Origin of the sequence: Pseudomonas fuscovaginae SE-1, from assembly GCF_000364705.1 — a bacterium.
Classification (GTDB): domain Bacteria; phylum Pseudomonadota; class Gammaproteobacteria; order Pseudomonadales; family Pseudomonadaceae; genus Aquipseudomonas; species Aquipseudomonas fuscovaginae_A.
The window spans coordinates 46,013-57,396 of sequence record NZ_AQOH01000111.1; the positions used below are offsets into that span (position 1 = coordinate 46,013).

An 11,384-nucleotide genomic window follows, 5' to 3' on the forward strand; every position below is an offset into this window, starting at 1 on the left:
GGTACGCAAAACAGGTGGTTGACATCATCCGGTGCAGCCGGCTGTCTCTGATTCTCCACCGCTGGTCCCGGCTCGTGGCGAGCCCGCTTCAGAACTCGTAGCGCACCTTGGCCGTGAAGGTGTCGGAGTCGAAACCGGTCTTGGCCACGTAGTTGTAGGACCCGCCAACGCTCCATGCTCCCAGGCGGTAGGTGGCGCCGACACCCAGCTCATAGCTGTCACGTGCAGGTTTGGCACCGCTGGTGGTGAACGGTGTGCCACCGAGGACGAAGGTCGAGGTGGTGCTGGCCTTGTCCGCGATCAGGTCATGCCAGGCCATGACCTTGGCTTCCGGCTCCAGCGAGCCTTGCCCCAGGTCGAAGGCCGAGGCCAGGCGCAGGCCCGCCCCCAACTCGCCGACTTCATAACGCTGGCTGCCGACACGGAGAGCCGCCGAGCTGCCTTTTTCGCGATAACCGTCCAGCGCCACGTTGGCGTAGCGGGCGCCGACCTGGGGTTCCAGTATCAGGTGCCGGTCGATCTGCAGGGTATAGCCAGCCAGGGCATTGAGCCCGAAGAGGCTGCTGTCGTAGTCGGCCTTGGCCTGGGTGCCGGCGATGTAGCGCCTGGAGCTGTTGTCGTTCCAGCCGAATGTGGCCGAGGTGTCGACGAACCAGTGGTCGTGGGACCAGTTGCCATAGGCGGTCAGGGCGTGGCCGGTGATGTCGGTCTTGTTGCCGCCACTGGCCTTCACGTTGCTGTCCAGGTAGCTGTAGGCAAGGCCGAGGGTGGTGTCGCGGCTGAACTGGCCGTCGATGCCAACGGCAATACCGTGGCTGTTGGCGCTGTAGCCGTCGATGCCATTGCGCATGTCTTGGTCGGCCTCGCTGTTGAGCGCCTGGATCCAGACTCCTTTCTGCGCCACTTCGTCACCCGAGGACAGGCCGTTGCGGGCAGCGCCGGAGCGGTTGGCGATGACGTTGTTGACCAGCGTCTGGCTGTTGGTCGCCGCACGCACGGTGCCCTGGTTCATCTCGGGGCTCAGGGTTTCGGCGAGCCTGGCCAGTTCGGCATCGGTGTTGGCGTTGGCGAAGGCCTTGAAGACCGCATCGCTCTCGGTGAGATTGCCCATCACCGTGCTGGAGAACGGTTGGATGGCCATCGAGGCGTTGCGTGAACCGCCGGCGCCCTGGATATTGTGGGCCACGCTGTCCGCTTCCTTGCTGGCGACCACGGCCTTGACGGTGCTGCCGTCGACCCTGTAGCTGTTGACGTTCAGCAGGGCCGAACCCGAAGTGACCTGAATGTTTTCGCCGCCGAGCAGAGTCCCGGAACTGAGCAGGGCATATTCGGTGCCCTGGGCTGCGGTACGGAAGTCACTGGCACGTGGCTGCAACTGGATGCGGGTGCCCGGCTCGGCCTCGGTGGTTCCCGTGACGGTCAGAAGAGGGGTGGTCGGGTTGGTGTCGTTGGCCAGGAACAGGCGCAGGACTGCCCGAGAGTCCATGTCCAGGTTGCCGATGAACTGGGTCTGGGCCTTGTTCAGGGTCAGCGTGCCCTGTCCGAGATCGATCCAGGTCGCTTGCAGGGTCGAGCCATCGAACACGGTATTGCCATCAACGTTGGCGGAAAACAGGCCGAGTACATCGCCTTTGACGGTGCCGCCGGTCCAGTTCAGCGAGGCGTTGCCGTGGGCCTGGATTGCTGCAGTGCCGCCTTCGATCAGGCCGGCCTTTTGGTTGATCTGAATGAAGGGATTGCTGCCACTCAGGCTGGCGACATTGATGGCGATACCGTCCGCGGAAATTGTACCGGTGTTGACGATACCTGCCTGGTCGAAGTTGCTTGGAGTCGCAGGCGGGAAGCTACTCTGCTCGATATGGATGGCCTCGGCACCAATGCCAGTGGCACGGAGGGTGCCACTGTTATGAATGCCATTGAGCTGGGTACCGCTGATATCGATGCCGCGTGAGTTGAGGCCGTCGCTGCGCAGGGTACCCGTGTTGATCAGCAGGCCGCCTTGGGTGGCATCCTTGAGGATGACGCCTTCGGCCCCTTCACCGCTGGCAATGATGTTGCCACTGTTGCGGATGTCTCCAGTGACATCGCTCTGCTCGAAAATCACACCCCAGCTGTTCTTGCCCTGGACGCTGATGGTGCCTTCGTTACTGAAGTCGCCATGGACAGAGGGGCGAATCGAGTGGCTGGGGTCGAAGTACAGGCCGGTACCATTGTCGCCATTCACGTTGATCGATGCCTTGTTGGTGAAGTTGCCAAGGACCGTGATCGCTTGCAGGTCACCAACGTCGATATCGTCGAACGGCGTGGCGTGCTGACTGGTGATGCTTCCGATCAGCGTGACATTATTGAAGGTCTGCTGGTCGATGACAAAGCGGCCCTGGCCCAGGTCGTGAGTCACATCGGGAATGGGAGCGGCGTGGATGACGGTGGGGCAGGCAGCGGCAACGGCGAGTGCCAACAGCGTGCGGCGCAGACAGGGGGTACTCAACGGAAATGTCCTTCCATGGGAGTTTGACAGGGTTCGGGCGCGGAGCCGTTCTGTCAGGCGTCCATGCCGGCTGCGCAGCAGGGGGGCTGCTTTCAGCGGCCGATAATCTACAGTGGCCATTATTTTGATGCCACTGTTTCCTGTTGAAAAACTGGCGTCAGAAATTCAATGAGGGTCAGGAACCCACGACATGGATCCGCGGCTGCGGGAACAGGTTGTTGAGGGTTTCCAGCAGGCGCACGTGATAGATGGGCTTGCGGAACAGGTCCAGTACCTGCAGACGCAACATGTCGCTGACATCGTCCATGTCGGCATGGCCGGAGGTCACGATCACCGGCAGGTGCTGGCGCGAGGTGTGCTCGCGCAGCCGTTTGATCAGCGACATGCCGCTCTCCTCGGGCATGCGCAGGTCGGTGATGACCAGCGCGATGTCGGGGTGCTTGGTCAGGTGGAACAGGGCCTGCTTGACCGAAGTCGCGGTGAAGCAGGAGAACCCTTCTCCTTCCAGCAACTCGGCCAGTTCCAGGAGTGCATCCTCTTCGTCATCCACTAGAAGGAGCTGTTGGCGTGGGGGAACAGAGGAAGTCATGAACGAGTCCTGTAACTGATTCGTTTGATGAGTGTAGCGCCTCTTCGAAGAGGAAAGTAACGCTGGAGTTCAAGTCCCCAGGCCTGAGGATATGCCCTCGAACAATGACTTGATCTTGCCGCCGATCCCGGTGGACAGTCCTGCAATCACTACCGCCACCATCGCCGCCACAATCGCATATTCGATACCGGAAGCGCCCTCCTTGCGATTAATGAAAAGCTGAGCCTGCACATACAACCTGGTCACGAAATCAAGGATCATCTGACAACTCCTTACGCTTTTAAACGCTGTATCAGCCGCCTTAAAACATGGTTTCCCTATGCCATCACAGCATCGTCAACAAAGCGGCGGGCAACAACTGTAAGAAAGGATTAGTCATAAAGTATTAATGCGAAGGTTGACGCCGATAAACGTCGGTTTTCTTTCTCTTGTCCGTGGATATTTTCGGTTGGGTAATGGCATTTCGTCCTAGCTGGACTACCTTCAAATAGCGAAAAAGTTGATGTTCATAGCTGCCTGAATGCGATGGTTTCGCGGGTCGCGCAGTAGGAAAGGGAGAGCCGTCATGAACAGTCGGGTGACCATGGGGCTGGCGGCCATCTTGTTGATCGCAGCCCTGATTGCCGGATACTGGGGGCTGATGCTCAGCCATCCGTCGACGCCTGTGGCCCCGGCCGTGACCGCGCCGGTGGACAACCAGGCCGTGGCCAGCGCCGAGGATCCGGCACGCCAGCCGGTGGTGGTGCTGGCCCACGATGTCCCTCCCTTCATTCCCCTGACCGCCGCGGACCTGGTGGTCGAGCGGCTGCGCATCGCTCCGCCCGGCAGTCTCGGCTCGTTGCAGGAGGCGGTGGATCGCATTCCGTGGCGCCCCCTGAAGGCTGGAACCTGGCTCAGCGACGAGAGCTTCCAGGCCGGTGGCGCGCTGGCGCGCATGATCCGCGCCGACGAGCGGGCGCTGGCGGTAGCCGTGGATGAGGTGATCGGCGCCGGCGGGCAACTGACTCCCGGTGACTACGTCGATGTGCTGCTGTTTCTGCGCCAGGATGCCAGCAACCTGCAGCAGTCGGCCCAAGTGGTGATTCCGGCGATGCGCCTGCTCAGTGTCGGCGATCAGCAGGGCCTGACCAACGATGGCAAGCCCGCGTCGGCGGTGAGCGCCGGCGAGCGGGCCAATCAGGAACTGCGCCGCGCATCCGCCCGCACCGTGGTGCTGGCGGTTCCCGAGCAACTGTTGAGCCGGCTGATGCTGGCGACCCAGGTCGGCACCCTGCGTCTGGCGGTACGCAGTGCCGACGAGAACCTGCTGCCGCGCTACTGGGCGGGCGAGAAGGTCGGTGCCGACCACCTCAAGGCGGCCAGTGCCGAACTGTTTCAGTTCAACCAGTTGGCCCTGGCCGGACCAGCCAAGGGGCAGCCCCCGGTTGTCGAGAGCGGCGGGCGTGGTCAGGGAGCGGTGGTGATCCGTGGCAACCAAGCCAGTCCAGCAACGCCCTGACCTGCAAGGAAGCTGCGGATGAATGGATCCCTGTCGAGTGTCAAGCGAGTGTTCCGGGTCTCGTTCCCCGGGCGTTTGTCGGAGCAACGTACTGGATTATCGAAATGAGCCAGAGCCTGAGCCAGACTTTTCTGGCAATCACCCGCAACACCACCGACCTGGAATGGCTGCAGGGTGCCCTGGCACCGCTGGGCCAGGTGGTCAGTGCCGGCGGCAGTCTCGACGAGTTGCTGTCGCTGGTGGACGTCACCTTTGCCGGGCTGATTTTCGTCGGCCTCGACCGGGAGAACCTGGTGGCCCAGAGCGCCCTGATCGAAGGGTTGCTGGAAGCCAAGCCGATGCTGGCGATCGTCGCCCTCGGCGACGGCATGGACAACCAGTTGGTGCTCAACGCGATGCGTGCCGGTGCGCGGGACTTCGTCGCCTATGGCTCGCGCTCCAGCGAGGTGGCCGGGCTGGTCCGGCGCCTGAGCAAGCGCCTGCCGGCGGTGGCGCCGAGTGCGCAGATGGGGGGCTTCACCGTGCTCTACGGTGCCCAGGGCAATGCCGATGGCGCTCTGCTGTCCACTCACCTGGCTCTGGTGGTGCAGAAGAGCGGGCAACAGACCCTGCTGCTCGATCTCGGCCTGCCCCGGGGGGACAGCCTGGCCTTGCTCGGCCTGGAGAGCTCGTTCCATTTCGGCGACGCGCTGCGTCACCTGCGCCGCCTGGACGCGACGATGATCGACAGTGCCTTCACCCGCACCGAAGAGGGCTTGCGCATCCTCGCCTATGCCAGCACCGACGACCCGCTCAAGCGCACCAGCGCCGCCGAGCTGTACATGTTGCTCAGCGCCCTGCGTCAGCACTTCCAGCACATCATCGTCAATCTCACCGGGCAGTCCGACAGCGAGGCCCTGCGGACCTTCGTCAGCCACTGCGACAAGTTGCTCTGGTACACCGACCAGAGTGTCCTCGATTGCCGACGCAACCTGACGATCCTCAATCTGTGGCGGGAGAAGGGCATGAAACTCGACCACGCGCGTTTACTGGTCGACCGTTATCTGAAAAATGTCTCGCCGGATTCCGACACCCTGGGCAAGACCTTTGGCTTTCCGGTGCTGTCGGTGCTGCCGTTCAGCGCCGAACTTCGCCTGAACGCGAAGAACCAGGGCCAGACGCTGTTCGAGCTGGCCTCGCGCGAAGCCCTGACCCATGGGCTCAAGACCCTCGGCGAGCGTCTGGCCAAGCGCTCCGAGGGGCGTACCAAGACCTCTGAACGCTGGCTCAACCGTATCTGGGGGAGCAAGTGATGGGCGAGAGACTGTTCGGCGGCCAGAACCGTGGAACGGCTGGCAACGCCGACCACGAAGGGCTCAAACTGGTGCTGCATCGCTACATCATCGATGCCATCGAGGAGTCGGGGAAGAACCTGCTCGAAGGCTCGCGCCAGATCCTGGCGCAGTTCGTCATCGACAAGGTCGGCGAGTATGTGTCGCGCCTGCACCTGGCTATTTCCCGTTATGAGATGGAGCGGCTGGCGGAGGAGATCGTCGACGAACTGACCGGCTTCGGTCCGCTGGAGGTGCTGCTGCGCGATACCGCGGTCACCGAGATTCTGGTCAACGGCCCGCACCGGGTGTTTCTCGAGCGCGACGGTCTGCTGCACCAGAGCGACCTGCGCTTCATCGACGATCACCATGTGGAACGGGTCATCCAGCGGATCCTCGCGCCGCTCGGACGTCGACTGGACGAGTCGTCGCCGATGGTCGACGCGCGGATGCCCGACGGCAGCCGGGTCAACGCGATCATTCCGCCGATCGCTCTGGACGGCCCCTGCCTGTCGATCCGCAAGTTTCGCAAGGACATGCTCAAGAGCAACGATCTGGTGGCGATGCAGACCATCGATCAGGCCATCCTCGAGTTCTTCCAGGACGCCGTGGGCAAGCGCTGCAACATTCTGATCAGCGGCGGTACCGGCACCGGCAAGACCACCCTGCTCAATATCCTCAGCCAACTGATCAACCGCCACCAGCGTCTGGTCACCATCGAGGACGTCGCCGAGCTGCAGCTCAACCATCCCCATGTGGTGCGCCTGGAGACCCGCCCGCCGAATGCCGAGGGCCATGGCGAGGTGCGTTCCAGCGACCTGATCCGCAACGCCTTGCGGATGCGTCCGGACCGGATCATCCTCGGCGAGATTCGCGGCGTGGAAGTGCTCGACGTGCTGACGGCGATGAACACCGGTCATGACGGCTCGATGAGCACGGTGCATGCCAACAATGCCCAGGACGCCTTGCTGCGTCTGGAAACCCTGGTCGGCTTGACCGGACGCCAGGTGGCGGAGAAGACGCTGCGCCAGATGATCTGCGCGGCGCTGGATGTGGTGATCCAGTTGACCCGCCTGCCCGATGGCCGGCGCTGTGTCAGCGAAGTGGTGGAGGTGGTCGGGGTTCGCGATGACATCTATGTCACCAACACCCTGTTCCGGCTCGATCGCCGCAACGGTTTCAGTTTCCAGCGCGATGCCGTCAACCCGGCGGGCGACAAGCTGCGACGCGAGTCGCACCTGGGGTTCGACGATTGAGGAGACCCGACCATGCTCGCTCCGCTGTTGCTTGGTGTCATCTGTCTGCTGCTGCTCGGCTCTTCGCTGCGGCTGTTCTACCTCGCGATGCGCAAGACCGGCAACGAGCGGGTGCTTGGCCGCCTGACCGAGGGGCAGCCGGAATTCGTGACGGTCGCCAGCACCGCCAGCCCGCTGAGGAACCGACTGGACCGCCTGTTCCTGCGTGCCGGGCTGGACCGCCCGGGTGAGCGGCTGGTTCTGTGGCTGATGATCTGGATGGTGCTGGTTTTCCTGGGAGGGCTGGCGGTTGGAGTGTTCGGCCTGGTGGCGATGCTGGTGCTGCCGCCGCTCGGCCTGCGCGTGTTCGTGGGGTGGCGTTATCGGCGGCGGGTGCGGCGGATCGTCGAGCAGTTGCCGCAGATGCTCGACTATGCGGTGCGCAGCCTGAAGTCCGGGCGGACCCTGGCCGATGCGATCCTCGGTGGTATCGAGGCATCGGCCGATCCGTTGCGCGAGTCCATGGTGCGTATTCGGCGCAACGTCGAGCTGGGCGTCAGCCTGCCGGAGGCGGCCAGCGACTTCGCCGAGTTCTATGAGCGGGAGGAGTTTCGCTTCCTGGCCCTTGGCCTGAAGGTCAACCACCGTTATGGCGGCAATGCCAGCGAGCTGCTGGAAAACCTGATGAAGCTGATCCGCGAGCGTGATCAGGCCGCGCGGCAACTGCGCGCCATGACCGGCGAGACCCGCATGACCGCGGTGGTCCTGGCGCTGCTGCCGATCGGCGTGGCGGGTTACTTCATGGTGACCAATCCCGGCTATCTGCTGAACATGTGGCAGGATCCGAGCGGCCAGCGGATGCTGCTGCTGTCCTTCGGCCTGCAGGTGCTGGGTTGTCTGGCGCTGTGGCGCATGCTGCGGAGCGTATGAGATGGCCCTGCTGATGAGTCTGCTGCTGTTTCTCGCCGCCCTGGTGCTGATCGTGGGTGATGTATTGCACAAGCGTCAGCGCGAGCGGGCGGTGACGGAACGCTTGCAGGGGCACATGGTGCGCGAGCGGCACAAGTTGGGCGATTGGCTACGGATGCTGGGGGAGACCCGTTTCGGCCAGCGCTCGGTGAGTATCGACAACGAAACCCAGGTGCTGCTCAACCGCATCGGCTGGCGCAAGGCGAACCAGCGCTCGTTGTTTGCCGCCTGCCAGATCGGTATGCCGGTGCTGGTGCTGGTGTTCGTCCTGCTGGTGCAGGGGGTGTTCTTTTCCGAGCTGGAGTCGCCGTGGATCGCGCCGTTCCTCGGTCTGGCCGCCGGCTATCTGCTGCCCAAGCGCCTGCTGGTCATGGCCGCCGCGCGGCGGCAGCAACAGGTCACGGTCGAGGTTTCGACCTTCATTCCGCTGCTGCGCATTCTCTTCGAATCGGGCATGGCCGTGGAGCAGGCGTTGCGGGTGCTCGCCAGTGAGTCCCGGCAATTGCTGCCGGTGCTGAGCGGTGAGTTGCAACTGGTGCTGGCCAGGGTCGATTCCGGTCTGGAACTGGGCGAGGAGCTGGGCAAGATGGCCCGGTTTCTGGCGGTCGACGAGTTCGACGATACCTGTGTCATTCTCCAGCAACTGCTCCAGCAGGGCGGCGGGGCGATGAAGTCGTTGCTGTCGCTCAAGCAACTGCTCGATGACCGGCGCCTGACCCGCCTGCAGGAGTACATCTCGAAGATGTCGGCGAAGATGTCGGTGGTGATGATGGTGTTTCTGTTTCCGGCGTTGCTGATCGTGCTCGCCGGGCCGGGTTTTACCGCCTTGAGCAAGGCCTTCACGTCTTAGGCCGTCGCATCCCGTTGTCGTGGCCCGGCGGGCGATAGCGCCAGGGCCAGTTGCGTGCGGTTGTGCATATGGGTCAGCCGCAGCACCTGCGACACATAGAGCTTCACGGTATTTTCGGTGATGCCCAATTCGCAGGCGATCTGATAGTTGGTCTGGCCCTTGCCCACGAGGCGGGCCACATCGATCTGGCGCGGCGACAACTGGCTGAATATCTGTGCGTCCTTAAGGTCCTGCGCCGTGTTCGACTCTTCGTCGGTGGCTTCCTCGCGACGCCTCTGGGGCGGGCGGCGGACACTGTCGAGGTCGTGGTAGAGGTCATCGATGGAATCGGCGAGAAATTGCAGTTTCTGGTTCAGGTGTCCGAGGCTTTCATGCTGCAGGCGTTCGGCGATCACGGCTTCCTGGCGCTGAATGCCTTCGAGCAGTTCGGCAAGGTCCACCGGTTTCTGGTAGTAGTCGGCGATACCGGCGCGCAGGGCCTTGATCACGTCCTGCTTGTCGGCGCGTCCGGTCAGCATGATCGATTCGAAGATCCGTCGCTTGCCGGCGAAACGTTGCAGCTCGTGCACCAGTTCGACACCATCGAGGTCGGGCAGGTGCAGGTCGCACAGGACCAGGGCGATTCCGGGATCTTCCCTGAAGCGTTCGATGGCCAGCTGGCTGGTCAGGGCGGGTACGCAGCGATAGCCGCTTTTTTCAAGGAACTCGCAGAGTTCGTCCACGATCAGTGGTTCGTCATCGACCACCAGTACCTTCATCTCAGAGACAAGCCTGTTCACGCGCTACTCCATGCTTTGCAAGCCAATGACCACGAGTTCCCTGCCCACGCGCGCAGCCTGGGGGCCAGAGATAAAAGTAGACGCACTTTGGCGTGCTGTACACCTAATGGAGGCTGACGGTCATGCACAGCAGGCCGGCCCACAGGAAGGGCGCGAACGGCTGTTTGTCCGCGGTTCCCGGCTCGAGGTTGCGCAGCAGCCGCTTGAGCGGCCTGCCCAGCCGTGGCCAGAGCCGCGGACCCAGCCCCAGCCACAGCAGGCTGGCCACCCCGGCGCCGATGACGGTTCCGAGCAGGTAGCGGCTGTCGCTGGCCAGAGCCAGGGCGATCAGCAGCTTGACGTCGCCGGCCCCCAGTCGCGCCGTGACGTAGCCGGGCAGGGTCAGCAACAGGGCCAGCAGGAAGGCCCAGCCGCCTTGCTCTGCCGTTGCCCCCAGCCAGGTGTTGCCACTCCAGAGCAGATAGAACAGTGCCAGTGCCGAGCCCCCCAGGGTCAGGCTATTGGCGATTTCCCGCTGGCGCAGGTCCTGCGCCGCGCAGAGTGTGAACCAGACAAGCAGGATGAGGCTGTGCATCGGCTAAAAAACGTCCCTTTCCGATGAATGATTCTATGCTGATAGCAACGTGCAGTTGTCAGGGTAGACGCAGTCATGATCCCAGGCCTCCCCGGAAAGCAAAAAGGCGCCGCCGCCATCGAGTTCGCGCTGGTCTTCGTGATTTTTTTCGCGGTGCTTCATGGCTTGCTCAGCTACAGCCTGCCGATGCTGATGGTGCAGTCGTTCAATGCCGCGACCGCCGAGGGGGTACGGCAGGGGGCGCAGGTGGACCCGGTGGCCAGCGGCAGCAACTACGGTACCCTGCTCAGGAGCACGGCGACGGCGGCGGCGGCCCAGCGCCTGCGGTGGATTCCGGCGGCGCTGAGTTTCAACGCGTCCAGCGATATCACCGCGACCTATACGGGAGGCCTGCTGACCGTCAGCATCCAGTATCCGACTTCCCGCTTGCGCAGCGTGTTGCCTTTCCTGGTGCTGCCCGGGATCGGGACGGTGCCCAATCTGCCCACCACGCTCAAGGCCAGCGCGAGCATGCAGTTTTGAGTTCCGGGGAGAAGCTGTTCGGTCGTCTGCTCGGCCGGGCGGCGGAGCCGGCGCTCGCTCCGCAGCCCGAACCGTCGACCTCGGCGGCCGAGTTGCGGATTCGCCTCGATGGAGATGGCCGGGTGCTGGACGTCGCCGGGCCGCTGCGCCATGGGCTGGCGGGGCTGCCGCAGGGGGGAGGCTACTCGTTGCGGGATCTGCTGGTGGTGTCCAGTCACTTGTCGGTCGAAGGCCTGCCGGCGGACTGGCTCGGGCATATCCTCGACCTGGATTTCAACGGCCTGGCCGGCCAGGTCGTGCACACCCGTGGCTGGCTCCAGCCCTATCAGGGCGGCTGGTTGTTGCAGGCGCTGGATGTCGGTGACCTGCGCAGGGACAACCAGGCCGCGGAAAATCGTGAGTACCTGCAGCACTTCGCCGCGCGGATGAGCGAGCAGTTGCGCCTGTGCAGCGTGGCGCGCCTGCCCCAGGTGCTGGCCGAGCAACTGCAGGCTCTGGCCCAGCGCTGGCATGTCCCCTGCCTGGCCCTGGCCCTGCTGGATGAGCCCGGCCAGCAGTGGCAGGGGCACA

The 11,384-nt window shown here is 63.5% G+C and carries 11 protein-coding genes and 1 pseudogene; 7 read left to right on the top strand and 5 right to left on the bottom strand.

Annotated features, from left to right (window positions below; all coding sequences use genetic code 11):
• Positions 1-88: 88 nt before the first annotated feature.
• The 3 genes from K675_RS0112125 to K675_RS0112135 form a co-directional block, all read right to left on the bottom strand.
• Entirely contained in the window at positions 89-2,488 is a 2,400-nt protein-coding gene (locus tag K675_RS0112125; RefSeq protein ID WP_017903789.1) for an autotransporter outer membrane beta-barrel domain-containing protein, read from the bottom strand.
• Between the two features lie 175 nt (positions 2,489-2,663).
• Positions 2,664-3,077 (bottom strand): response regulator, encoded by a 414-nt coding sequence (locus tag K675_RS0112130; RefSeq protein WP_026007664.1) that lies wholly within the window; start codon positions 3,075-3,077, stop codon positions 2,664-2,666.
• Between the two features lie 69 nt (positions 3,078-3,146).
• Positions 3,147-3,338, bottom strand: a complete 192-nt coding sequence (locus tag K675_RS0112135) for a Flp family type IVb pilin (protein ID WP_017903790.1) — start codon at positions 3,336-3,338, stop codon at positions 3,147-3,149.
• Between the two features lie 304 nt (positions 3,339-3,642).
• On the opposite strand from K675_RS0112135, the gene cpaB reads away from it, so the two are divergent.
• From cpaB to K675_RS0112160, 5 genes are all read left to right on the top strand, one after another.
• Positions 3,643-4,575, top strand: a complete 933-nt coding sequence (cpaB, locus tag K675_RS0112140; protein WP_017903791.1) for a Flp pilus assembly protein CpaB — start codon at positions 3,643-3,645, stop codon at positions 4,573-4,575.
• 104 nt (positions 4,576-4,679) lie between these two features.
• Complete coding sequence (locus K675_RS0112145) at positions 4,680-5,867, top strand: AAA family ATPase (RefSeq protein WP_017903792.1); 1,188 nt, start codon at positions 4,680-4,682, stop codon at positions 5,865-5,867.
• Entirely contained in the window at positions 5,864-7,141 is a 1,278-nt protein-coding gene (locus K675_RS0112150; protein ID WP_026145126.1) for a CpaF family protein, read from the top strand. Before K675_RS0112145 ends, K675_RS0112150 begins: the two co-directional genes overlap by 4 nt.
• Before the next feature lie 12 nt (positions 7,142-7,153).
• Positions 7,154-8,050 (top strand): type II secretion system F family protein, encoded by an 897-nt coding sequence (locus tag K675_RS0112155; RefSeq protein ID WP_017903794.1) that lies wholly within the window; start codon positions 7,154-7,156, stop codon positions 8,048-8,050.
• Between the two features lies 1 nt (position 8,051).
• Positions 8,052-8,939 carry a type II secretion system F family protein gene (locus K675_RS0112160; protein ID WP_017903795.1) on the top strand — a complete coding sequence of 296 codons (888 nt, stop codon included), beginning with the start codon at positions 8,052-8,054 and terminating at the stop codon, positions 8,937-8,939.
• On the opposite strand, the gene K675_RS0112165 is transcribed toward K675_RS0112160, so the two are convergent.
• Positions 8,936-9,718: a response regulator transcription factor gene (locus tag K675_RS0112165; RefSeq protein ID WP_026145127.1), complete on the bottom strand. Its 783-nt coding sequence runs from the start codon at positions 9,716-9,718 to the stop codon at positions 8,936-8,938. The two genes, K675_RS0112160 and K675_RS0112165, sit on opposite strands and share 4 nt — an antisense overlap.
• A 103-nt stretch (positions 9,719-9,821) precedes the next feature.
• The gene (locus tag K675_RS0112170; protein WP_017903797.1) at positions 9,822-10,292 is read right to left on the bottom strand and encodes an A24 family peptidase; all 471 of its coding nucleotides are present in this window, start codon (positions 10,290-10,292) and stop codon (positions 9,822-9,824) included.
• A 75-nt stretch (positions 10,293-10,367) separates the two neighbouring features.
• On the opposite strand from K675_RS0112170, the gene K675_RS0112175 reads away from it, so the two are divergent.
• On the top strand, positions 10,368-10,814 hold the full coding sequence (locus tag K675_RS0112175) for a TadE/TadG family type IV pilus assembly protein (RefSeq protein WP_017903798.1): 447 nt from the start codon (positions 10,368-10,370) through the stop codon (positions 10,812-10,814).
• Positions 10,811-11,384: pseudogene (locus tag K675_RS30690) on the top strand (PAS domain-containing sensor histidine kinase); the annotation flags it as partial. The gene K675_RS0112175 and the pseudogene K675_RS30690, both read left to right, overlap by 4 nt.